This is a genomic window from Rosistilla oblonga, assembly GCF_007751715.1.
Classification (GTDB): domain Bacteria; phylum Planctomycetota; class Planctomycetia; order Pirellulales; family Pirellulaceae; genus Rosistilla; species Rosistilla oblonga.
This window is the reverse complement of sequence record NZ_CP036292.1, coordinates 5,775,757-5,799,250: the sequence shown is the minus strand read 5'-3', so window position 1 is coordinate 5,799,250 and position 23,494 is coordinate 5,775,757. Positions and strand designations below refer to the sequence as shown.

Genomic DNA, 23,494 nt, shown 5'->3' with positions numbered 1-23,494 from the left:
AAGCGAGGCCACCGGTCTAAGATTCTCGGTTCAAGTTGCCCCCGAAGGCGGGCACACATCGATGGCGGACGTTCTGTGACCGCCTTCGCGGTCAATGCTTTAATCTTCGTTTAGCTTCCGGTGGCCTCGCTTCGCTCGACCACCGGCTACCTTCGATAACGCCGTTGGCGTATGGGATCTCGTGCGTGATCACGTGATCGCGTGGACCGTGCGGCCTAACGGTGCAGCTCGATTCGCGGCCCTGCTGGCAACTCGGTTAAACGGATCTCAGTGTGCGCACAAAAAAACGACGCCCTGCGGATCGCAGCGCGTCGTTTCGAATTCTCGTCCGTTGACGTTTACCCATCGGCCAGCCGCCGCTTAGGCTGCGACTGGTTTTGCGGAATGAACGATCAACGTTTTGATTATTGCTTCAGCTCGTCGTTGGGAGCTTTGCCCAGTGGCCACAGTTCGTAGCGGCGGACAAACATCTCGGCCAACTCGGTTTGCAACAGCAGCTTGCCGAAGCTTGGCGAAGCGTCGAAGGCTTCGTTGATGACAACGCCGTTGACTTTGTAGATCAAGTGATCTCCATCGGCGATGACTTCCATCCGAGTCCATTCACCGAACGGACTTTCGACGTCGTCTTTGCCGCGGAAGTCGACCTTGTCGGCCCAATCGACATCACGTTTCAGCCAGTTGACGCGGCCGCGGGAAAGCGAGGTCATCTCGCCACCCTTCTTCCAGATCTTCTCGCCGTCGCGATCCTTGGTGATCTCAGCGCTCAACGAAGTCGGCAGGACCTGCCCGGTCTCGGGATCGGTTCCCGTGAGAACCAAGATATCGCCGACGCCTCCTTCGATGATCTGGGCTTCGATCGATGCCATCCAGGTCTTGGCATATCCGCCATCGGGACCCCAGCAGTGCAGCAGAACGCCGCTGTCGCGAGCACGGTCCTTACGGGTGCTCCAGGTTCGCTCGCCCCATTTGAATTCGACGATCAAGTGGTAATCGCGGTAATAATCGTTGGTGATCAGTCCACCCCAGCCATCGCCCGTGATGTGGATCATGCCATCCTTGACGGTGAAGATCTTGCGAGGATCGGCGTAGGCAGTGTCGCGGATCCAGGTGTAAAAACCTTCCAGGTTGCGACCGTTGAACAGCTTGATCGGGCCATCGGTTGGGCTGATCGCGATGTCGCGGCTAGGCGGCGTCGCTGGTTCGCCTGGCAGTTCGCGGATCTGCAAGTTGCGAATCGCAACCTGATCGTTGTGGCCGCACAGACCGAAGTGGCCGCTCTTACGCTTGGCTCCCGGAGGCACTTCGCCATCCTTCGATTCTTTGATCGTCGACAGGTCGGTTTCCAGGATCGTCGTTCCGTTGAGTTCGACTTTGACATTCGAACCAACCATCGTCACCTTTTGGAAGTTCCATTCGCCGGTCGGACGCAGGTAACCGCGGTGAGGGGCGGCCAGGCCGTAGACCGAACCGTGGTATTGGCGTGGGTCGAGCTTGGCGTATTTAGGATCTTCGTCGTCGAGGATCTGCAGTTCCAAGCCGTCCAAGTGCGGCGCTCCGGTGCCCGGATAACGCAGGGTCAGGCCATGGTTTCCGCCCGGTGGCAGTTTGAATTCGAATAGAGCGACGAAGTCGGAGTATTCTTTTTCGGTGAAGATCGTTCCCGCTTTGCCTGGCTTGCAGACGATCGCGCCGTCGATGACTTCGTGCTCGTCCAACTTACCTTTCCATCCGGTCAGGTCTTTGCCATTGAAGATCGGCGTGAACAAGTCGGATGGCTCGCGAGCTGCCAGGATCTCGTTGGCTTCTTCGGTCGGGATCTCGCGGATCGAGATGTCGCGGAAGTAGAGCGTGTTGCCATGGTTCTGCAGTTCGATCTGGCCGCGAGGGTAGATCGGCAGGCCGCGGTCCCAGATGTTTTCCATCACGACGTCGTCGAAGACCAGCGTGTCATTCAGCTTGACGGTCACGCGTTCGCCGACCATGCGGATGTAGAACCTGTTCCATTGGCCAACCGGCTTGTCTGCTTTGGCTAGCGGGAAACGTGGGTTCTTTTGGTTGTTCCACAACGCACCCGAACCGTTTTCGGCACCGTGGCGGAAATAGTTCTCAAACTCGGTGTCCCAGATCTGGATCTGGGGGCTGCCACGCAGATAGATCCCGCTGTCGCCTCCCTCCAAAATCTTCCAGTCGACGTACATTTCGAAATCGCCGTAGTCCTTATCGGTGCACAGGCTCTTCCCCTTACCGTCGAACTTCAGCACGCCATCTTCGACCGACCAGTGGTCGCGCATCAGTTGGTCAGCTTCCTTTTGAGCCGCGGCCAGTTCGTCGGCGCTCATCGCCGCTCGCGTCTTGGGGTTCCCAACCAAACCCTTCCAGCCCGACAGATCGGTGCCGTTGAACAGAGGCGTAAAGCCTTCGGGAGCCGCCGCGTTGGCGGTCGATTGGGCTGAATGGATTCCAATTGTCAGCGACAGCATGACAAGGGTTGCGAAGGCCATCGGACCTATTCGTCTCATCGTTTTTTTCTCCAAAGGATGTGCAAGCCGGCGCAACTCGCTTCGATTATTCAAGGCAACCGATGGCCGCACGCAAAGGCGGATGCGGGGCGGTCGCTGTTAGAAAACGCGAACGGGCGAGAGGCTAAGCGAGAGGCGGGAATTCGATCCTGGGCGAAAGCCGCAGAACCATCACGAGGGGTAGGCAAAGAAGTGGAAGGCAAGCGGTTTTTCATGGGCGATCTCGATCGAAATCTGAAGCCCTGCGAGGGCGTTTTCCATTGGGTCAAACCACATGCCATTCGCTGAACGTCTGCGTCGTCGGATCGGACCAAGAGACCCTGGCGGTTCCATTCCTTCAAACCACATGCTATTTGCTGTCTGACATCCTGGCAAGCGCCGCGTTCGGATTCCACCCAAATGGCCTATCTTTCCACCCAGGGAAATCTGTGCCGCGGCGCGGCAACCTGCTGCGTTTTCCGCAACGCCTGCTATTGGCCGATCTTGGCCGGTTTGCCGTTCCCGTACAGCGATTGCAGTTCAGCTGCTGAGAGGACCCGTTGCCAGATCGCCACCTCATCGATCGCGCCATCAAAATTGCGGCCCACGCCGGCGCGGTGTCCGCCGAGGATCAAGCCGCCGAATTCGGCTGCCGGCCCGGGGATGGGGAGCGGTTGATCGATCGCGATTTGTCCGTTGAAGAACATCTGCATCCGTTGGCCATCAAACGTCAAAGCGACATGATTCCATTGGCCTTTCAGTTGGTCGCGGTCGAGCATCGCGCCAAACGGCGTTTGCGCGATCGCTTGCGGAGCGGCTTCGGGCTTGGCCGCCGGCTGCAGCGTCACAGTATGGACTTGCAAATTGACCTGATCTGGATTTTCGCCCGTTCGCAAACCGAGCGACAAGTGCCAGGCGCGCTGGCCGTCGGGAGCCCCTTCGGCGGTGCTCTCAAAGAGAAACTGACGCTCTGAAGAACCGTGAGCCGGCAGGCTGTCGGATCGGAACCAAGCCGAGACGGTGTGAGCGGTGGAGGTCTCGTCGAGGAAGCTGCGAGGGACGTTGAGGAACTGTTGCTGCGAACGCTTCAGTTGAACCGCACCGCCGCGGATTCCAGCATCCGCGACGACGGCAGCTCCATTTTTCGCCGACGCATCGATTCGATCTCCCAAGACCGACGCATTGGAGAGGTCGCCGTCGAAGCTCCAATACGCTCGCAATTCACGCGACAGAGATTCCGTGTCGCCATTCTCTTCGGTTGTGATTGGCGTTGCCGATTCGAGATCGATGACGACCTCGCGGTTCACGATTCCGTCGGGCTGACGAAACTGAGCTACCAGTTTGCGATCGTCTCCCTTTCCCGAAGCAGTCAGCGTCAAGAACTGCCAGCCTTCGACAAGCGACCATTCCAGCGACGGGTGATAGACGTCCAGTTCCGTGATCACGCGGGTGTGCCCGGGCGAGATCACAAAGTCGTGCAGATCGTAACCGACGCGTTGCGGATGCCGTAGATGTCGCGCGACGTGAATGTCCCCTCCCAACAACACGACGCCCCCGATCTTCTGCTGTTTGACAAAATCCAACAGCGCGTCGCGTTCGTACCAATAGGTGAACATGTCGTCGGTTTCGCGGTTCTTCTTGTCCTGCCAGATCGCTCCCATCGCCAGCACCTTGAACGGCGCCTTCGATTGCCGCAGGCCTTCCAACAGCCATTCCCACTGCTGTTTGCCAAAACAAGTCGGTTGGCTTGGATCGACCGGCGACGGTTCGGTCTGCGAAAAGTAACGCGGATCCAGCAGGAAGACCTCGATCATTCCGAGGTCGACCTTGTGATAAACCCCTTCGCCGCCGTTGCCGTATTGCGAGTGGGCGCGGTATTCGACAAAGCCGCGACGCGTGGCCGGCTTTCCCGTTTGCATGTTCAATCCGTTGCCGTTGTTCAAGCCAAAGTCGTGATCGTCCCAGGTGCCGACGACCGGAGTCGATCGGGCGAGGGCGGCCAGGTCATCCATCTGCATGAACTTGCGATGTCGGTCGCGTACGACCTTTAGATCGGCGGTATCGATGTAGGGCGTGTCGCCCATCAGGCAGAGCGTATCGATCCCCAGGTTCCGCATGTCGGCCCACATCCCGTTGGGTTCGATATCGACGCACGAGACAAATCCGACACTCACGCGGTTGTCGTCGCGTGCCAGCGTGGCGGTTGTGAACTCATGCTTTTCATCGGCCTCCACCAACGCGACTGATTTCGATTGGCGATTTGAATTTTCCGTCAGTTCTTCAATCTTATAGCGATACGTTGTGCCGGGCTGCAGTCCCGCCACGGCAAACTTGGCGACGTAGTCGTTCGCCTGTTCGCTGTTCGCATCGACCGTCTTGATCACGTCGCCCGTTTCGGAAAGGAGCGTCAACCGCATCCGCTTTTCCGCTGCCGCGGGACGATACAAAAGATGCGCCGTCGTCGATTCGACCGCACCGACGATAGGCCCCACGACATCGTTGGCGCGGGCCGCCGGTTGGATCGCGGCGATCAGAGCGACCAACAGCGCGACGCGCCATACTCTGGTAGACGCGAAAAGTGCGATGCGGTCGGCGAGCGTTTCAACAGATGCGGGACGATTCAGTGCAGACATCGGGCGGGCTCTCGGGTGATTGAAGGGGGTGGATGGGACCGGCGTGTGACGATCAGAGCGTGGCAGAGACGGGATCGATGACTTGCGGATACTCCAGCGAGCGTTCGTTGATCGTATCGATCAACGCGGGCAGGTCGGCGATCGAATCGATCACCGCATGGCTACCGGCAGCTCGAAACGCCGCAGCGGTTTGAGCCAGCTGATCGCTGCGTTGATCTTCGGTCAACGCAGCGAATTGCTCGACCGAAAGTCCGGTCAGACTGCTGCTGTCGCAGACTCCGATCGACCAGCAACCGGCGGATAGGCCGGACTGGATGTCGGCGACCGTATCGCCCACTTTGACGACAGCGGCTGGCGGATAGACGCCCAAGCGTTCCATCGCGCGATAGATCATCCAAGGGGCGGGGCGGCCCTGGGGAACGTCATCGGCGCAGATGTTGGTGTCGGGGGCAAAACCAGCCGCGGCGGCGCGTTCGGCAACCGCTTCGGCTGCCGCGCGGAAGTATCCTGTCGTTCCCGCGATCTGCAGGTTGCGGTCGCGCAATTGTTGAACCGTCTCGGTCAGCTGTGGCACCAACTGGGCAAACTGCTCGATCGCCTTCAGCTGCAACGGCACAAACTCGTGATACATCGCATCGATATCGTCGTCGGTCCAATCCTTTTGATAGACATCTCGCCATCGCTTCGCGATCTCCGGTTGACGCAGCATCGCGATCAGATGCTCGCGTTTATTCAGCCCCATCGGAGCGCGCGATTCATCGCCGCTGACTTCGATTCCCCGAGCGGCGAAGACGCTGGTGAAGGCGGCCGCGGGGGCTTGGGAGCCAAAGTCGATGGTGGTGCCGGCCCAGTCGAAGACGACCAGGCGAATCGGATTTGCCGTTTCGTTGTTCATGAGAGTTTCGTAGCGGTTGAGGGTTGAAGGTTGCAGAGGTTTTTAGGCTTCGTTTTCCGCGAGGTTGCCTTTGAGCAACTGCAGCAATGTTTCGGGGCTTGCGCTGCGCGGGTTATTGGACAGCCGTTGCGTGTTGACGCTGTCGACGATCTGTCGCAGCGCCTGCTCGTCGCAAATGCCAGCTTCGGCAAGGGACGCCGGGCAGCCGAGTTCCGCAAAAAAGGCTTCGATCCGCTGGCAAGCGTCGGCGACATCGGCAGCTTCCAGCAGTTCGACGATGATCGCGATTCGTCGTCGGACCGCTTCGGCACCACGCGGGTCGGTGCAGTCCAAATCGGAGACTTGAGCGTTATAGGCCAGCATTGGGCTGAGCGTCATCGCGACGGCGATCCCATGCGGAATTTCGTGCAGCGAGGTCAACGGATACGAAAGGGCGTGCGAAGCAGTCGTCTTGCTGATGTTGATCGCGCGGCCCGCCAGATGCGCGGCGCGACACATCCCCAATCGATCTGCTGGCGTGGGACGGTGAGTCGTGGCGACAAGGTGTTGCAACGCAAATCGGCCCGCGGCGACGGCATAACCAATCGATTCGTCGGTCGATCCCACGGCCCAGATCGATTCGATCGCTTGGCAAAACGCATCCAGCCCCGTCGCTGCGGTGATTGTCGCCGGCAGGCTGTAGGTCAGCTGAGCATCGACGATCGTGTAACGAGGCAACAGCGACCGGTCCGCGATCGAATATTTATCGTGCCCGACGTAGGCGACAGCAAAATGAGTCGCTTCGCTGCCGGTCCCCGAGGTGGTTGGAATTGCCAGCAGCGGCGTCCCGGCACGTTCGATCGACGCCTGCCCGGTCACGATCTCGCGAGGCGATGCGTCTTGATGGGAAAGCGAACTGATCAATTTGCCCAGATCGATCGCCGTTCCTCCTCCCAACGCAATCACCAGCTCGGGATCAAACGCTCGCGCTTGATCGACGCCGCGTTGAACGTCGGCAAGTTTCGGATTCAACTCAAAATCGGAGAACCAAGAAACTTCGAGAGCATCCAGAATCGGCTGCAACACCGCGGCGGCGCCGCTCGCGTCGTAGGCCGCCCGATCGACGACCATCATGATCCGCTTGGCAGCCAGGTCTTGGACGATCTGCGCTACTTTGGCGAGATCGCCTGGTTCTAAGAAAACAGAGTCGTTCTGATCGGTCATCGGTCTTCCAGCGGGTGTTTTGCGGTCTGTGAGTTGTTCGCGTATGGAGCGTCGCGGAAAAGCGAGAGTCCAATCCGCTGCGCCGGTAAAACCGAGTCGATGAACCGTCACCACTCTCGACGCAATCAAAGCTTCAATGCGATGCACCATGGGGCAAGCAAACACTTTTTATTTCGCCACGATGCACAAAATGTGACTGTGAGTCAACTCTCCGGGATCCGGTTCGTGAGCTCCCGCCGCACTGAGCGCCTCGCGATGGATATGACATCGGTCCGTAGGCAAGTTTCCGGCCCGGCGATCCAGAGCGACCGAGCGCCGCAGTCGCCGCGACAATAGTCGCAAGTTCCGTGCCCCAACCAGCAGAATTTCCTACCTCGATGCAGTCTCTAGCTTCGCCGACGGATCGGCCGCCAATATCGACCTGGAGCGTATCGTTAGGTTGTAGCGTGCTTTGCAGCAGCCCGCTCTTCTGGTTGATGAAGATTGCAAGAATTCCGGGAGAGGACCGCATTAGGTGATGGGAGCGATGAACGATCGACGCAAGCGCGGCGACTGGAGAACACAGCGAGACCTGCAGAGCTTCCCAGAATCAAACCGTTGGGATTTGAAGGGATTGCGAGCGATTTGCCCCGCTGGTCTGACATCTGCCTACACAAGCAAAGCATCGCGTGCGGGGTGTTGAGGACGTTAGGTGACGGAGAGTCGAGTTGATAACCGAGTGTTTCCGACTGTAGTCATTGCGGTGGGATTCGCGTATCATCCCGCCATGAATCTTGTCGAACTCGCCCAACGAATCCGCGCCTTTCGATTAGAGCGTCGCTTGACGCTCGATGAAGTCGCATCGCGCGCTGGTCTGACGCCGGGCTGGCTTTCCAAAGTCGAGAACTTTCGGATCACGCCGTCGCTTCCCGCCCTGGCGAAGATCGCCGAAGCGCTCGGTGTTTCGACGGCGGACCTGGTCGCTGGTCTGGACAATAAACCGGCGTTGGTTTTGGTTCGCGCGAACGAACGCAAGCTGGTCGAGCGGGACCGCAGTCGCGAGAACACCACGGTCTACGAAGCGTTAGCTCACAAGCGGCCCAACCGGGCGATGGATCCTTTCCTGCTGACGATCCCGCCGGGCGTGGCTCGCGAAAAATCGCTCGCTCACGATGGAGAAGAGTTCCTGATGGTGCAGCAGGGGACGATCGAGTTCGAATTCGACGACCAGTGCGAAGTGCTTCGCCAAGGCGACGCTGTCTACTTCGACAGCAGCGTTCCGCATCGGATCATCAACTCCTACAAGCGACCGGCTGTCGTGTTGTGCGTCTTCCACGGCCCATCGGGCACCGCGGCGACCTGATCGTTCGCAGCGAGTGAGGCTGTTCTAAACAGAAGCTTCCGGTGCAGCAGTGCCTCTGCCAACGCAAGCCGCCCGTAGCGGCAGGCAAAATGGAGCGACCCTATCCTGAAAAGTTGGGGTTATAATCCAATTCGCAAATCAACCTATCGATTCTCCCTTTCAGGATACGTTCATGCGTTTGATGCTCCTCGCAACGGCCATCAGCTTCTCTTTTGCCATCTCCACGTCTCGGGCTGACAATTGGGGACATTGGCGCGGACCCGATGGGAATGGTGCCGCGGCCAACGCGTCGCCGCCGACGCAGTGGAGCGACACGGAGAACGTGAAATGGAAAGTCGCGATTCCAGGCAAAGGCTCGGGATCGCCTGTCGTTTGGGAGAACCAAGTCTTTGTCGTCACGGCAGCTCCCGCGGCGAACGCTCCCGCCGAGACGCTCGACTTTCTGCTGATGTGCTTTGATCGGGCCAACGGCAAACTGTTGTGGCAGCAGACAGCGACCACCGCCCGTCCGCATCAAGGGACTCACGCGACCAACGGCTTTGCGTCGGCATCTCCCTGCACCGACGGCCAACATGTCTACGCCCACTTCGGATCGCGCGGGCTCTATTGCTACACGATGGACGGCCAACTGGTCTGGAAACGCGACGACCTTGGCAAGATGAACACTCGACTTGGTTTTGGCGAAGGGAGTTCCCCCGTCCTGGCCGGTAACAAGATCATCGTCCCCTGGGATCATGAAGGCCCTTCGGCGCTGATGGCGTTGGATAAGTTGACCGGGCAGACGATCTGGAACGTCGCACGCGAGGAGCCATCCGGTTGGGCGACTCCACTGATCGTCCAGCACGACGGGCAAAAGCAAGTCGTCATGAACGGCGACGGGTATGCTCGCAGCTACGATCTGGAGACGGGGGAAGAACTGTGGCGTTGCGGCGGGCAAACGATGCGTCCCGGTGCATCGGCGGTCGCGGCGGACGGCATGATCTACGTCGCCAGCGGTTTTCGCGGCGCGTATCTCGGCGCCTTCACCCCCGACGGCAAAGGAGATATCGAAGGGACAAGGAAGGTGGTCTGGTCGCTCGGCCGCAACACGCCCGACATCGCCTCGCCGCTGCTCTCCTCGGGACGGCTGTACTTCTACAAAGGCAGGTCGGGGTTGTTGAGTTGCCTGGACGCGAAGACGGGCGAGCCGCACTACGCAGCTTCGCGGATCGCCGGGATCAACAGCACCTACGCCTCCCCCGTGGCTGCTGGCGGGTACGTCTTCTTGAGCGGCCGCAGCGGCAGGATTGTGGTGATTAAGGATTCGCCGGAACTGGAGATCGTGGCGACCAATGCGATGAACGAAACCGTCGACGCGACTCCCGCGCCGATCGACAACGAACTGTTCATCCGCGGCGAGCGGCATCTGTTCTGCATCGCCAATTGATCGGAAGACCGCGACAGCAAATATCCCCGCGCGGCTGAAGGCTCCGTCGCGACGGGGCGATGCCACTCGCACCGATCAAAATTGCCCGCGCTGTTGATGTTGGCGGCGTCCAAAACGGTGGCTCACCGTCGAATGTAGCGACTGCAGGCAGAAATTGTTTGCAATCGGATCGATCCCCAACGATTTGGCATTGCTGACCGGCGGGGGCTGTCGATACAACAACAAAAATCAAACATAAGAACACTCTATTTTCACAAAGAGGTTCTCGGAGTCCCCGCCGGACCGTGAACCTTTCGCCGCTCACACGCTTCCACAGTAATTGTTCGCGCATCCAATTCTGCCATCGGTCGTTCGGCCTGGCTCCGTTGTGGTGCGCTCCGATTGTTGAACTTTCGCGTTTGAATGCTCTCTAACACACGTCGATCGACGTGAAACCGTCGCCAGTCCGCCAAAGGATCTGTCGCGGTTGTTTTCTGCTTGCTGTTTGCTGTCTGCTCTAGCGTTTCGCCTGTTGTTGCGTTTCCGTTTGCAAATCCTCCTGCACATTTCTGTGGGGAACTTGCGCCACCCTTTTGACTATCCGAGATTGGAGAAGAAGTGATCGAAAGTTTCAGCGTGCCGCTAGCCAGTGCCGCACTGATCTTTGTTTTGCGCCTGGTCGATGTTTCCCTGGGAGCCTTGCGTATCTCGATGCTGTTTCGCGGTCGCCGCACTCTGGCGGGGATGTTTGGCTTTTTTGAAGCACTCACCTGGCTGATCGCCGCTTCGTTGGTGTTGGGGAATCTCGACAGCCCGATCAAGTTCATCGCCTTTGCCAGCGGATACGCTGCCGGGACGATGCTTGGCAGCACCGTGGAGAGTTGGTTGGCGATCGGCGATGCGTTGGTCCGAATCGTGACTCCGTCGGGGACTCCCGAACTGTCGCAACTGATGCGCGACGCGGGCTATTACGTGACGACCGTCGACGCTCGCGGACGCGATGGCGACGTGCAAGTCAATCTGAGCGTCATCCCGCGGAAAATGGTCCCCAGCCTGATGTCGATGATCCACCGGATCAATCCGCAAGCGTTTATCACCTACGAAGAAACGACGCCGCTGCGGTTGGCGACCACCGCGGCGCTGAGCGTTCGGAAATAGGAAACGTTGGGAAGCGCTGGCGGCCTGCGATCATTTGTCGAAGCGGACGGCGCGGGTATCCTGTTCGTCGCCGCGGCGGCGAGCTAGCGACCTATAGAGATCGGGCCGGCGGGCACGCATCCAACGCACGCCGGTGCAGCGATCGCGAAGCGTGGGATCGAGGTCGGCGACAACCATATCGTCGCCAGCCTTGCACGTTTCGACGATCACGCGGCCGTAGGGATCTAGGATCATTGCGTTGCCCGTTCGAACCTCGTCGTCGTCCGGGCCGATGCCGTTGCTGAAGACATAGAAAACGCCGTTGTCGTGGGCTCGCGAGGGGAGCCATCGCATCAGCCACCCGCGTCCCTTGTCCCCAGTGATCTCGGCCTCGATCGCCTCGGGATCGGTCTCTCGCGCATCCCAGACTTGGCGATCGATCACGCTCATCGCCTGCGGGCTTCCCGAATTGCAACCGCCGGTTTGGTGCGGTGCCAAGATCACCTCAGCCCCCGCCAGCGCGCAAGCTCTCGCGTTTTCGAGGATGTTGTTGTCGTAACAGATCAGCACGGCGACGCGCCATCCATTGGGGAGATCGAACAGCGTGTAGGTATCTCCCGACTCCATGAACTCGCTGATAAAGCAATGCAATTTGCGGTGGCAGTAAACTTCGCCGGCGGGAGTCGCAACGACATAAGAATTGTAGAGCACACCCGCCGCGTCGACCTCGATCAACCCCGCTCCGATCGTGATCTGATGTTCGGCAGCCCAAGCGAGCAGTGTTTGCGTGGTCGGTCCGTCGGGAATCGGTTCAGCCAATTCGGCCAACTGTTGACTCGACAGCTTGCGCAAATGCCAATACCCGGTCACGCAGCACTCGGGAAAACAAACCAGTTCGGCACCTTGCCCCGCCGCCGCTTCGACAAACGGACGCATGATCGCCAGGTTCCCCGCCTTGTCGCCTGGCAGATGGTTGAATTGCACCGAAGCAACGCGAAAGTTTTTCATCAGCCCCTTAGCCTCTCTGGTGAAATGGTAAGTTCGCCGCCCAAACGAATCGTCGAACCGGCCGGCATGCACTCCGTCAAACCCGCCGATTCAGTGAAGCAAATTAACACAGGCCGCCTGAATTATTGCACCATCATAAAGATCTGGAGGGCCAGCAACAACAAACGCCCGGCAGTTGCGTACGCCAGCGAATTGATTTGTGATTTGCGACCAACGACACGTGCGGCTCACGAGATCTTCACAATTAAGCCTCCCAGGAAGGGGGCAAATTCGCGTCGTGACGCACTTGTCATTCAGCGACGAGTGTCGCACGACGCGCAGAAAGGGGCAGCCAAACTTGGGAGCGCTATCGAAAACGCGAGGCAAGTATTTTATGCCTGGCACTGTCTGCCTGTCGCGTGTAAAACGCCAGCTCGATCGAACCACACGGATACTGTGCCGCGTCCGATAGATCGTGCACCAACTCGGCCATGCCAAAATTGCCGTTCGCGACATTCCTTTTCGCCCGTTTCGTCGCCTCAAATTCCTCGTTATGTTTGGTAGCCAATAAACGCTGCCAAAATGTTCTCGCCCGCCATACCTTGCCGGAAATGCACGTCGTTCGCTCCCGACTTGCACTGGCTAATCCGGAACCGTTTCGCCGAAACTATGTCGAACTATGATTTTTCAACCCTGTCGCCGACTGATTTCGAGGAGTTATCGCGTGATCTTTTGCAAGAAGAGTTTGGCGTTCACTTGGAGAACTTCCGCACTGGACGCGACAAAGGAATTGACCTTCGATACTCGAAACCAGAATGCGGTAATTGCTGGATCGTTCAAGCCAAGCACTTCGCGCGGTCTGGGTTTTCCGCTCTGAGATCTTGTCTCGGACGGACGGAGAAACCGAAAGCCAAAGAGCTGAATCCCTCCAGATACATTGTCACAACATCGGTCAGCATGGATCCCACTCAGAAAGACAAGCTCGTAAAGACGTTGGATCCATATTGCACGTCGTCGGGTGACATCTTCAGCGCGGAGGATTTGAACAATCTTCTTGGGAAATATCCGAACGTTGAAAAACGCCACTTCAAGCTCTGGTTGACCAGCACCTCGGTGCTCCAATCGTTGCTCGATAACGGAATCTATGGGCAGTCCCATTTTGAAATGGAAACGATCAAACGTCAGATCGCGATGTTCGTGCCAACTGATGCGCTGCGACGTGCCGAGGAAATGCTCCGTGACAGTGGGCTATGCATGCTGACGGGAATTCCCGGCATTGGCAAAACCACGACGGCGCGATTGCTTGTCGCCCAGCATTTGCAAGATGGCTGGGACGGCGTGTACATGACAAGTCAAACCCGCGACGCAATGAAAGTGTTTGTTCCAGAGCGGAAGCAGATTGTGTTCTACGACGATTTCCTGGGCGTTCTCGATCTGCAGGATCGAATGACCAAAAACGACGACAAAGATTTGCATGTTCTGATCCAAGCATGCCAACGGAATCCAAACAAGAAGCGTTTAGTGTTGACCACCCGAGAAAGCCTCTTCTCACAGGCCATCCAATTGAGTGAAGTTCTTTCCAAGCGGGCTCGCGTCGAAGCAGCGAAGTCAGTCGTACAACTGGAAGACTATAATCATGAAATTCGTGCTCAGATATTGGTCAACCATCTTCACTTCTACGAAATCGCTCCAGATGTTTGCTCCGCCTTCGTGAAGTCTGGCCAAGCTCAATTGACACTCCATCACCCGAACTACAATCCTCGAATTATCGAGACTGTCTGCCAAATGCCAGGCATCCGTGATCTCTCAGCCCAAGAATTTGGAAAAACGTTCATCAAGAAACTCGATGATCCCGGTGAAATTTGGGACCATGCCTATCAGAATCAATTGAGCGAAATGGCAAGATGGTTGCTGCTTGTTTTTGCAATGCATGGTTCCAGCGTGAGCGTCGACGGGCTTGCTCACCATTTTAGAATTTTTGTCAAGCAAATGGGGAAGAATTTAATCGGTTTCAACGATACGTTTGTTCGCTGCTTGAAAGAGCTTGATGGCTCATTCTTGACCATTGACCGCACCAAGGATTACCACTGTGTCAGCTATCACAACCCGGCAATTGAAGACTTTACTGATGCTTTGCTGAAACGCGACAGTGATGCCTTGGAGATTGCTCTGAAGTCATTCGAGTATCAAGGAGTCCTGCTTTTCGCCGCGGGCCAATTGGTTAAACGTCATCCGAACCGAGTGAAATTGGAAGATTGCATTGATGCAATGTCCCGCTGTGATCGAACCACGAAGTACTGCGTTCGCGATCTCGTCCTCCGGAACTCGATGGAAGAAGTAATTCGCCCCGAGATTGCTATTCGGCTTTGGGCGGAGATATTGCTTTCCTTCGATCAGCGCGATGGTGACCTGTCTGCAATCGAAGCGTGCGAATCTTTTTTTGCGGCCCTTGAACCAGGAAAAGTAAAAGTCGACGATGTCGATAGGCTGTATTCATTGTATGTGAGTTTGTGCTTCAAAACAAAGGCCAAGCTAGCGTTTCCGGGAAGTCAAATTGGTTTAATGCTGCTGGAAGGATGTGAAACGCCCACGGATTTTCGCGAAGTGGTTGAACTCTTTGTTAATGATGATAACTACGACGAACGCGTCAGAGCTATCGGCGAACGATTCTTGAAGTCGTACGCTTTATGGCTGCAGCAAACGCTCGATGATGTGTCTTCTGCCGAGGAAGTTGACGATGCAATCTACGAGGTTCGTCGTACAGCCGAGGAACTGAAAATCGACGAATCTATCTTTGACTTTCAAGACGCCGAGGAGCAATCACGCGAATTGTCCGAACAAGAAGAATCGGATTCGGAGGAAGAGCGAGACGAAACACGTATTTGGCAATCAGAACGAGAGTCAAAGCAAAGGAAGGTATACGACATCCTAGCCTCATTGTGCAAATAGTTATTCTCGCCAACACTTACTATGCATTCGATCTTTCAGATTTCGAGAATCCATTGTGGGCGCAGCAAAGATTTCCTGCATCTTGGGAAGTCAAGCTTTGGACTAATGCAGGCATTTCTGCCTTGGCAACGAAGAGTTCATATAGAGCGAACATTAGCCCCTTCAGGCATCCTGGGTTGCCCCGACACGACGAAGACGCCAGTATTGACGCTCTCCAACAAAGCAATACCCCCGCCCGTTGTCCCCGCAACTTGAATCGTTGCCAGCGCGAGCGTTCCCAAGAAACGGAGCCCGTCCTCGGCTCTTGTGCATTCCCCGCCAAGGTTGGTAGCGACGGTCTGAATTGCCACACAATCATAAAGAGTTGGAGGGCCAGCAACAACAAACGCCCGGCAGTTGCGTACGCCAGCGAATTGATTTGTGATTTGCGACCAACGACACTATTGGGTCGCGAGGTCTGTTCATTTGAAGCTCGGGGATGTGGCGAGTTGCCGGCGCGATGGGGGTGGTATGCCTCATCGATCAGTCGCGAGAGTGAATTGCGGAATCGAGTCGTCGCTTTCTCCCGATCGATCCAAAACTCTAAGGGGTTCGGTATGCGTTTGTTTGTTTCCACGTCGATGCGAATTCGCGGAGTGTTTGCGCACCGTCGGACGACTTGTTGGAGGAGTCGCTTGCGGATTGTGGCGTTTGCTGGGATCGTCGGCATCCTGTTGGCCGGGGCGCAGCGCGATGTGGTGGCTGAGCAGAGCAAGGCCAGTGATCGGCCGAACATTATCTACATCCTGGCCGATGACATGGGGTACTCCGACATCGGTTGTTATGGCAGCGAGATCGCGACGCCCAACTTGGATGCGTTGGCCGACAATGGGATTCGGTTCACTCAGTTCTATAACACGGCGCGGTGTTGTCCGACGCGAGCGAGCCTGCTGACGGGGCTCTATCCGCATCAAGCGGGCATCGGTCACATGATGGACGACCGCGGGCACGAAGGCTATCGCGGCGACCTGAATCGGAATTGTGTGACGATCGCCGAGGTGTTGGGGCAGGCGGGCTATCGGACTTATATGGCGGGCAAATGGCATGTGACCAAAACGGTTCGACCTAAAGAGGAGTCGGGCAAACACAACTGGCCTCGGCAGCGCGGATTTGATCGCTTCTATGGCACAATCCACGGCGCCGGCAGCTTCTACGATCCCAATTCGTTGACTCGCGACAACCAATTGATCTCCCCTTATGCCGACCCGCAGTACCAGCCCGAGACCTATTATTACACCGACGCGATTAGCGACCACGCGGTGCGGTTTATCGAGGAGCATCGCGAAGAAGCCGACGGGCAGCCGTTTTTCATGTACGTTTCTTACACCGCGGCGCATTGGCCGATGCACGCGTTGGAAAAGGACATCGCCAAATATCGAGGCAAATACGACGCGGGGTACCAGGCGATCCGCGACGCTCGGTACCAGCGGATGATCGATTTGGGAGTGATCGATGCGGAGAGCACGATCAATTGGCCGATCCCCGACGCCTGGAAGCTGACCAAGTTTCTCGACTGGGATATTCGCAACATGGAAGTCTATGCGGCGATGATCGACAACATGGATCAGGGGATCGGGCGGATCATCGCTTCGCTGAAAGCGACCGGCCAGTTCGACAACACGCTGATCTGTTATCTGCAAGACAACGGTGGTTGCGCGGAGAACTACGGCCGTGGCAAGATCGGGCCACAACGAGAACGTAAGCCGACACTGCCGCCATTGGCTGACGATTATCTGCAACCCGACATGCAGCCCAAACAGACGCGCGACGGATATCCGGTCCGCGTCGGCAAGGGGGTCATGGCGGGTCCGGCGGACACCTATATCGGATACGGTCGCGGCTGGGCGACTGTCTCCAACACGCCGTTTCGCGAATACAAACACTGGACGCACGAGGGAGGTGTTTCGACGCCGATGATCGTCCATTGGCCCGCCAGGATCGACCGACGGGGAGAGCTGGAAAAGACGCCGGGCCATTTGATCGATCTGATGGCGACAGCTGTCGATGTCGCCGAGGCGGACTATCCCGAGACCTTTCACGAGGGCCAGTCGATCAAACCGATGGAGGGAAAGAGCTTGCTGCCCGCCTTTGCCGGCCGACCGCTGCAGCGCGAAGCGATCTACTGGGAGCACGAAGGGAACCGAGCGGTTCGCCGCGGCGACTACAAACTGGTCGCCAAGGGAGCTGAGGGACAATGGGAACTGTACAACATCGCCGCCGATCGCAGCGAACAGAACGACCTGGCGACGCAGCAGCCGCAGATCGTCAAAGAACTGGCGGCGCTATGGCAGGCGTACGCCGAGCGGGCCAACGTGTTTCCGCTGAAGCCACGGCCACTGGGACATTAGATAAGAGCGGGCCGACGTTACGTCAGTGGAATTCGCATCCCGTCGTAGGCGAGGTTGATTCCCGGCGGCAGTTTGGCGTCGTCGATGTCGTGATCCAATTCGTGGCAGATGTGGGTTAGGTAGGTCTGCTTGGCTCCCGTTTTGCGGGCGACTTCGATCGCTTGGTCGACGCTAAAGTGGGTGGCGTGAGGCGTGTAGCGGAGGGCATCGATGACCAGCACATCCAGCCCTTCCAGCAGCGGCCAACTCTCGTCGGGGATCTCGTTGGTGTCGGTGCAATAGGCGACGTTGCCGACGCGAAAGCCCAAAACATCGAAGTGCGGCCCGTGACGCAAGCGGATCGGCGTCACTGAAGAACCCAAAACGTCAAACGGTTCCAGCCCGATCTGCAGCATCGTCAGCGACGGCCGGGCACCGGGATGCGTGTCGTCGCGGTCGGCGAAGGCGTAGTCGAAGGCGGAGTAGATCCGTTGCTGAACCAGCGGTTCGCTGTAGATCGGGATCGGATGGCCGACATAAAAGGGGAACAGTCGGAGATCGTCGAGACCATATAAATGGTCGGCGTGTTCGTGGGTGTAGGCGACCGCGTGAACCAGCCCGATCCGTTCGCGGAGCAATTGTTCGCGAAGATCGGGTGGGGTATCGATCAACAGATTCCCCTCGGGCAGCCCTAGAATGACCGAACAACGGGTCCGATTATTCTTCGGATTGGAGCTCTGGCAGACGTCACATCCGCAGCCAATGGCGGGAACTCCGACGCTGGTTCCGGTTCCCAGCATGATCATCTGGCCCGAAAAGTCGGTGGAGACCAGTTTCTTTTTCACGATTGTGGCCAAAAATTTGAGCGACCGAGGAGGACGAAACACGCTGAATCGTTGCAATTCGCAAGCCTAACCGGGTTTGCTCTCGGCTCCAACCGGGATCGGACCGGCTTTCTCCACGCCGAACCGCAACGATTTGCCAAAACCCACTATACGTTTTGCGTGCTTTTTGCCATACTTCTGCGTTCTGAATCGACAAAAACAACTGCCCGCGGTGGGCGACACGAACAAACGTTAATAGATAAGAATTGGTACGGAGTAGATCTGTGTACAAGAATTTCGCAGCACAGGGTTTAGGGATTTCGGGTCGCCAGAGCGAATTGATCGAGTTGGCACTCACCTACGGCTTCCGCGGACTGGACATCGATCTCAGCGACATGTACCGCCGCGTTCAACGCAGCGACTTCGATCGCGCCGCCCGTTTTCTGCACGCTGCGGACATCGTGGTCAGTGGATTTGACGTCCCCGTCGACCTCGACGCCGACGACGATGCGTTTGCAGCTCAAGTTGCTCAATTGCATCCGGCAGCGGAAGTTGCGGGCAAGTTGAACGCTAAAGTTGCCAGCGTTGTTGTTCCCGCAGCGACCGATCGTCTTCCCTACCACGAGTACTTCGAAGCGATCACCAAGCGATTGAACCAGATCGCCGAATGCCTTGGCGGACAAGAGATCCAATTGGCGGTTGGCTTCCAAGCCGCATCGGAATTGAGCGAAGGCAAGCAGTTCGAATTCATCCGCAACGTCGAAGGCTTCCTGCCATTGGTTAAAGGAGCTGGCGACAACATCGGTTTCTTGATCGATACCTTCAACTGGTTCGCTGGTGCTGGAACGCTGGAACAGTTGACCGCTTTGGATGCCGAGAAGATCTTTGCCGTTCGCCTGTCGGGCATCTGCGAAGAAGCCGAAGCCGACGCGATCAAGCGTGCCGACCGCACGTTGCCAGAGATCAACGAAAAGATCGATTTCGTTGGACTGGCTACGCACCTGGTAGCAAGCAATTACAGCGGTCCGGTTTCCGCTTATTCCGCTCCCGGCAACGTCCGCGGCGGAACTCGCGAGACCGTCAGCAACAAGGCTCAAGAAGCTTTGGACGCAATCTTCACCGGTGCTGGCTTGACCGTAGCACCGCGTCCCATGGACACCATCTCCGACATCGTTGTCGACATGATGGAATAAAACCAACCGAGGCAACGTGGAATCGCAGGCATCGCACGAGCCCGCCGCCTGGCGCGGGCCGCTTGACGTCGCCGTCGAAGAATCGCTCGAGGGACTGTTCCAGCTGAGGCGTTATCTGCATCAGCACCCGGAACTCTCGGGCGAAGAGTTCGAAACGACGACCCACGTCGCCCGTTTGGTCGAAGGGCTCGGGCTGCCGCTGAAAATTGCGGACCAACAGCGCGGCCTGACCTGCGAATTAATAGCTCCCGAATCGGCGAGCGATCTTCCTCGGCTCGCGCTACGAGCCGACATCGACGCGCTTCCAATCCAGGACGCCAAGCAGGTCGATTACCACAGCAGTTGTGAAGGCGTGATGCACGCTTGTGGTCACGACGTTCACACGACGATGCTGTATGGTGCGCTGCGGGTTCTGAAGCAACTGGCGGCGGGCGATCATCTCCCCTGGCCGATTGCTGTTCGCGGCATCTTCCAGCCCGCCGAAGAGACGGCCGTCGGCGCCCGCTACATGATCAGCAACCACGCGTTGCGCGATGTGGCGGCGATTATTGGGATCCATTGCGACCCCAGTCGCAGCGTCGGCCGGATCGGGATCAGCCCGGGCGTGCTGACGGCCAATTGCGATATGTTCAAAGCGAAGTTCCGCGGCCGTGGCGGGCACGGCGCTCGGCCTCATCAGACGATCGACCCGATCGATGCGGCGACGCAGTGGGTGCAATCTGTCTACCGATCGGTATCGCGAGGGTTTGATCCGCACGAAGCGACGGTGATCTCGATCGGCCGCTTCGACGCGGGAAACAAGGCCAACGTGATCCCCGATAACGCGATCCTCGAAGGAACGTTGCGGACGTTTCATTCCGGCGCGCGAGCTGCCGCACTTGAAACGATCGGCAAGGTTAGCGAAGCGGTAACGCTGGCGACGGGCTGCGAAATCGACTTTGAGCTCGGCTTCTCCGCGCCGGCTGTCGACAACGATCCCGCATTGGTTGAAGTCATCTCCCACGCGGCTCGGCAAACGCTGGGCAAGCATGCGGTTGAGCCGATCCCGCGTCCCAGCATGGGGAGCGAAGACTTTTCTTATTATCTGGAGCATCTTCCCGGCGCGATGTTCCGCCTGGGAACGTGCAGCGAACAGATTGGCCAAGAGCCGCTGCATTCGCCTCATTTCGATATCGACCAACGGGCGATCGCCGGTGGTGTACGATTATTGGCAGCGACGGTGATCGAATACTTTGATCCCCGCCGCAGCGACTGAGAAGACCGTATTGTATTTCCTCGCCAAACCGCGAGCCCATCGGGCCGCGCGGCCCTGAAAACCGCGGGGCGTTGCCCGCGCGGTTAAACTAAGAACATTGATTGGCGAGTTCGTCGGGCCGTGCCGCCAGCAAAACCGCGGGGCGTTGCCCACGCGGTTAAACTAATAACATTGACCGGCGAGTTCACTGGGCCGTGCCGCCAGCAAAAACGCGGGGCGATGCCCGCGCGGTTAAACGAATAACGTTGACCGGCGAGTTCACTGGGCCGCGCGGCCAGTAAAACCGCGGGGCGTTGCCCACGCGGTTAAACTAGATATTCGATGCTTGCTGTTCAGGCCTCCGCAGGCAACCGGTCCGACGTCGTCAAAACGTTGGTCTCGCGCCGGCGGAGCTGAATCGATAACTACTCCGCTCGGCAGAGGAACGCTGGCCCATGGGTAAATTGCATTTCAACGGCAACGATTCCAAGACGATCGGCGTCGAAATCGAACTCGCTCTGGTCGACGCCAATACGTTTGCGTTGGCCAACCGGTCGGATGATTTAATCAGCCGACTGCCGCCCGAATTCGCCGGTCAGTACAAACCCGAATTGATGCAAAACTGCGTCGAGATCAACACCGGGGTCTGCGACACCGTGGCTCAAGTGCGGCAGGATCTCACCGCAAAAGCAAAGGTCTTGGAATCGACAGCTGATGCGTTGGGCATGCGGTTGTGGTGGGGATCGACGCATCCGTTCAGCCATTGGCGAGATCAGGTGATCACGCCGACCGAGCGGTATCAAAATCTGGTCGTCCTTCTGCAAGAGATGGCGCGGCGGATGGCGACCTTCGGGCTGCACGTTCACATCGGTGTCGATTCGGGTGACAAGGCGGTGATGATCTGCGACCGGATCATGCAGCACTTGCCGACCCTGCTGGCGCTCAGCTGCAGCAGTCCCTACTGGGAGGATCGCGACACCGGCCTGCATTCGCACCGTTCCAAAATTATGGAGGGGCTGCCGACGGCTGGCCTGCCGACGCTGATGCGGAACTGGAGCGAATACGTTTGGTTGGTCAACCACATGATCGAAACCGGATTCATCAATTCGATCCGCGAGATCTGGTGGGACGTTCGTCCTCACCATAACTTTGGCACCGTCGAGGTCCGCGTCTGCGACATGCCCGGCAGCATGGATGATGTCTGCGCGCTGTCGGCGCTGATCCAGTGTCTGGTCAAGCAGTTGTCAGATGAGATCGACGAAGGGACCTACCAGTTCGATTGCCATCCGATGATGGTCCAGCAGAACAAATGGCGAGCCGCTCGCTATGGAATCGATGCCGGGCTGGTCAACACCTACAGCTACGAAGTCCAGCCGGTGAAGGAAGTAGCCGACAGCTTGGCTGAGTGGCTCAAACCGATCGCTCAAGAATTGGGCTGCGAGGACGAACTGGCTGAGATTTCCAGGATCGCCCGAGGCCCCAGTTGGGCACAGCGGCAACGTGATCTGTTGGAGCTGCGTGGCGATAAAGCGGAAGTCGTCCGAGAGCTGACCGATCGATCGCGGCTGATCTGATCGGGGGACGCGGTTGGCGGTTACTGAATTGGTTTTTGCCAGTTCAGTGGCGAGGTCGATGGCATCGCCGGTGCGGGAGCGGGAGGAGCGTCCTGCATGCCCGCGTACTGCGACGTGGTCGTCGCGGGTTGCGGTGTGGGGGCAAAGTTGGAAGCGGGAGTTGTTGGTCTCGCTTCGGCAAAGCCGCGGAAACCGCTCAGGTCGCCACCGCTTTGCGTGACGCTTGGGGTTGGCGTTGGGGCTGGCGTTGGGGCTGGCGTTGGGGCTGCGGCCGCATTGTTGCGGTCGACAAACGACGATTGGACGACGCCACTGCCGATCGCGCCGCTGCCAACAGCTGCATTGTTGCTAGCCAAACTTACTTCCGATCCACCCGCGGTCGCATTGGCTTGCCCGGCTGCAGGCTGGCCTTTGTAGTAGCGATCGGGGATCGGGTAGCTGCCCGTCGCTGGTGGCGGTACACGGCTGGCAGGCGTGAGCGCGGTCAGCGGATTAGGGACGGGCGTGCCCTGGCGGCATCCGGTGGCCAGGGCCACAAGTGCGATCAGGGCAACAAGCGAATAAGTTTGATGACGCATTGCAATCAAGTCATGGTATGGTTTGAAGATCTCTCGGGCACCTCATACTCCCGAACTGCGTGCGGGATCTTGCGAGCCACCGTACCAAGTCGTTTGTCGCTGCGTACAGATCAATTCTTGGGAAAACCCGATTTGCTTCGGCTGACCGCTAGCGGTGGCGAATTTGATCCGCACACGTCGCGGGCCGGTATTCGCAAGCGCGGCCTGCCAATGCATGCCGCGCCGACGGGCCGCGTCGCCAGCGGTCGCTACGAAACGAGTGTCAACTCGCGCTGGCGAGTGTCGGCCTGTGTTGACGCTCTGCCTTTACGACGACGATGCGGGATCGTCAGTTTGAGCTGCCGTTGGGCTACGGTCAGCGACAACCGCGTTTCGTCAAAGACGGGGTGCCGGTGGCCAAATGTTTGCGTGGCGCGGATCGCCAACTGGACAGCGTAATAAGAGGCTGCCCTGCCATGAACCACTGCCGAATCGCCCTCGGCGTCCAGCCAGAGCTGCTGCACCAGGCCGTGTGTTTCTTCGACTAACATCTCGTTGTATTGGTTTAGCCAATCGTTCTTTTGGCTCCAGCGATCCATATTCATTAGCACCGTCCCTGTCAGTGATGCGTGAAGAAATAGTCACGACATACTGCAGAGCAATCGTGGTGCCATCGCGGGCCGACATGCGGCGAACG

Annotated in this window: 16 protein-coding genes; 8 read left to right on the top strand and 8 right to left on the bottom strand. The window is 58.0% G+C overall.

The window, feature by feature from the left end:
* Positions 1-404 precede the first annotated feature (404 nt).
* The 4 genes from CA51_RS25970 to CA51_RS20510 form a co-directional block, all read right to left on the bottom strand.
* Positions 405-2,519, bottom strand: coding sequence for a 3-keto-disaccharide hydrolase (locus tag CA51_RS25970; protein ID WP_197451356.1), 2,115 nt, complete (start codon positions 2,517-2,519; stop codon positions 405-407).
* Positions 2,520-2,989: 470 nt separating this feature from the next.
* On the bottom strand, positions 2,990-5,131 hold the full coding sequence (locus tag CA51_RS20520) for an alkaline phosphatase D family protein (RefSeq protein ID WP_145123049.1): 2,142 nt from the start codon (positions 5,129-5,131) through the stop codon (positions 2,990-2,992).
* A 52-nt stretch (positions 5,132-5,183) separates the two neighbouring features.
* Positions 5,184-6,026 carry a phosphonoacetaldehyde hydrolase gene (gene phnX, locus CA51_RS20515; RefSeq protein WP_145123048.1) on the bottom strand — a complete coding sequence of 281 codons (843 nt, stop codon included), beginning with the start codon at positions 6,024-6,026 and terminating at the stop codon, positions 5,184-5,186.
* A 42-nt stretch (positions 6,027-6,068) separates the two neighbouring features.
* Entirely contained in the window at positions 6,069-7,229 is a 1,161-nt protein-coding gene (locus tag CA51_RS20510) for a phosphonoacetaldehyde reductase (RefSeq protein WP_145123047.1), read from the bottom strand.
* A gap of 766 nt (positions 7,230-7,995) precedes the next feature.
* Between CA51_RS20510 and CA51_RS20505 the strand changes: the two genes are divergently transcribed.
* From CA51_RS20505 to CA51_RS20495, 3 genes are all read left to right on the top strand, one after another.
* Complete coding sequence (locus CA51_RS20505; RefSeq protein ID WP_145123046.1) at positions 7,996-8,571, top strand: helix-turn-helix domain-containing protein; 576 nt, start codon at positions 7,996-7,998, stop codon at positions 8,569-8,571.
* A gap of 172 nt (positions 8,572-8,743) precedes the next feature.
* A complete protein-coding gene (locus CA51_RS20500; RefSeq protein WP_145123045.1) occupies positions 8,744-9,997 on the top strand; it encodes an outer membrane protein assembly factor BamB family protein in 1,254 nt (417 codons plus the stop codon).
* Between the two features lie 597 nt (positions 9,998-10,594).
* Positions 10,595-11,134, top strand: a complete 540-nt coding sequence (locus CA51_RS20495) for a DUF2179 domain-containing protein (RefSeq protein WP_197451355.1) — start codon at positions 10,595-10,597, stop codon at positions 11,132-11,134.
* Between the two features lie 30 nt (positions 11,135-11,164).
* On the opposite strand, the gene CA51_RS20490 is transcribed toward CA51_RS20495, so the two are convergent.
* Positions 11,165-12,121: a nitrilase family protein gene (locus tag CA51_RS20490; protein WP_145123044.1), complete on the bottom strand. Its 957-nt coding sequence runs from the start codon at positions 12,119-12,121 to the stop codon at positions 11,165-11,167.
* A gap of 648 nt (positions 12,122-12,769) precedes the next feature.
* On the opposite strand from CA51_RS20490, the gene CA51_RS20485 reads away from it, so the two are divergent.
* Both CA51_RS20485 and CA51_RS20480 read left to right on the top strand, forming a co-directional pair.
* On the top strand, positions 12,770-15,049 hold the full coding sequence (locus CA51_RS20485; RefSeq protein WP_197451354.1) for an nSTAND3 domain-containing NTPase: 2,280 nt from the start codon (positions 12,770-12,772) through the stop codon (positions 15,047-15,049).
* Between the two features lie 683 nt (positions 15,050-15,732).
* A complete protein-coding gene (locus tag CA51_RS20480) occupies positions 15,733-17,436 on the top strand; it encodes an arylsulfatase (RefSeq protein WP_231746212.1) in 1,704 nt (567 codons plus the stop codon).
* A gap of 17 nt (positions 17,437-17,453) precedes the next feature.
* Here the strand turns inward: CA51_RS20480 and CA51_RS20475 are convergent, their stop codons facing one another.
* Positions 17,454-18,260 carry an MBL fold metallo-hydrolase gene (locus tag CA51_RS20475; protein ID WP_420821473.1) on the bottom strand — a complete coding sequence of 269 codons (807 nt, stop codon included), beginning with the start codon at positions 18,258-18,260 and terminating at the stop codon, positions 17,454-17,456.
* Between the two features lie 263 nt (positions 18,261-18,523).
* Here CA51_RS20475 and CA51_RS20470 point away from each other — a divergent pair, with 263 nt between their 5' ends.
* The 3 genes from CA51_RS20470 to CA51_RS20460 all read left to right on the top strand — a co-directional run bounded on the left by CA51_RS20470 (position 18,524) and on the right by CA51_RS20460 (position 22,240).
* A complete protein-coding gene (locus CA51_RS20470) occupies positions 18,524-19,432 on the top strand; it encodes a sugar phosphate isomerase/epimerase family protein (RefSeq protein WP_145123042.1) in 909 nt (302 codons plus the stop codon).
* 16 nt (positions 19,433-19,448) lie between these two features.
* Positions 19,449-20,687 (top strand): amidohydrolase, encoded by a 1,239-nt coding sequence (locus CA51_RS20465; protein WP_145123041.1) that lies wholly within the window; start codon positions 19,449-19,451, stop codon positions 20,685-20,687.
* A gap of 434 nt (positions 20,688-21,121) precedes the next feature.
* Positions 21,122-22,240: a carboxylate-amine ligase gene (locus CA51_RS20460; protein WP_145123040.1), complete on the top strand. Its 1,119-nt coding sequence runs from the start codon at positions 21,122-21,124 to the stop codon at positions 22,238-22,240.
* 20 nt (positions 22,241-22,260) lie between these two features.
* On the opposite strand, the gene CA51_RS20455 is transcribed toward CA51_RS20460, so the two are convergent.
* On the bottom strand, positions 22,261-22,818 hold the full coding sequence (locus CA51_RS20455; RefSeq protein WP_145123039.1) for a hypothetical protein: 558 nt from the start codon (positions 22,816-22,818) through the stop codon (positions 22,261-22,263).
* 248 nt (positions 22,819-23,066) lie between these two features.
* Complete coding sequence (locus CA51_RS20450; protein WP_145123038.1) at positions 23,067-23,402, bottom strand: hypothetical protein; 336 nt, start codon at positions 23,400-23,402, stop codon at positions 23,067-23,069.
* Positions 23,403-23,494: the final 92 nt, after the last annotated feature.

Excerpts from the sequence above, each read along its gene's own strand:
- CA51_RS20505 (WP_145123046.1), top strand. The coding sequence starts at position 7,996 with ATGAATCTTGTCGAACTCGCCCAACGAATCCGCGCCTTTCGATTAGAG.
- CA51_RS20455 (WP_145123039.1), bottom strand. The coding sequence starts at position 22,818 with ATGCGTCATCAAACTTATTCGCTTGTTGCCCTGATCGCACTTGTGGCC.
- CA51_RS25970 (WP_197451356.1), bottom strand. The coding sequence starts at position 2,519 with ATGAGACGAATAGGTCCGATGGCCTTCGCAACCCTTGTCATGCTGTCG.
- CA51_RS20500 (WP_145123045.1), top strand. The coding sequence starts at position 8,744 with ATGCGTTTGATGCTCCTCGCAACGGCCATCAGCTTCTCTTTTGCCATC.
- CA51_RS20510 (WP_145123047.1), bottom strand. The coding sequence starts at position 7,229 with ATGACCGATCAGAACGACTCTGTTTTCTTAGAACCAGGCGATCTCGCC.
- CA51_RS20520 (WP_145123049.1), bottom strand. The coding sequence starts at position 5,131 with ATGTCTGCACTGAATCGTCCCGCATCTGTTGAAACGCTCGCCGACCGC.
- CA51_RS20460 (WP_145123040.1), top strand. The coding sequence starts at position 21,122 with ATGGGTAAATTGCATTTCAACGGCAACGATTCCAAGACGATCGGCGTC.
- CA51_RS20490 (WP_145123044.1), bottom strand. The coding sequence starts at position 12,121 with ATGAAAAACTTTCGCGTTGCTTCGGTGCAATTCAACCATCTGCCAGGC.
- CA51_RS20485 (WP_197451354.1), top strand. The coding sequence starts at position 12,770 with ATGTCGAACTATGATTTTTCAACCCTGTCGCCGACTGATTTCGAGGAG.
- phnX (WP_145123048.1), bottom strand. The coding sequence starts at position 6,026 with ATGAACAACGAAACGGCAAATCCGATTCGCCTGGTCGTCTTCGACTGG.
- CA51_RS20450 (WP_145123038.1), bottom strand. The coding sequence starts at position 23,402 with ATGAATATGGATCGCTGGAGCCAAAAGAACGATTGGCTAAACCAATAC.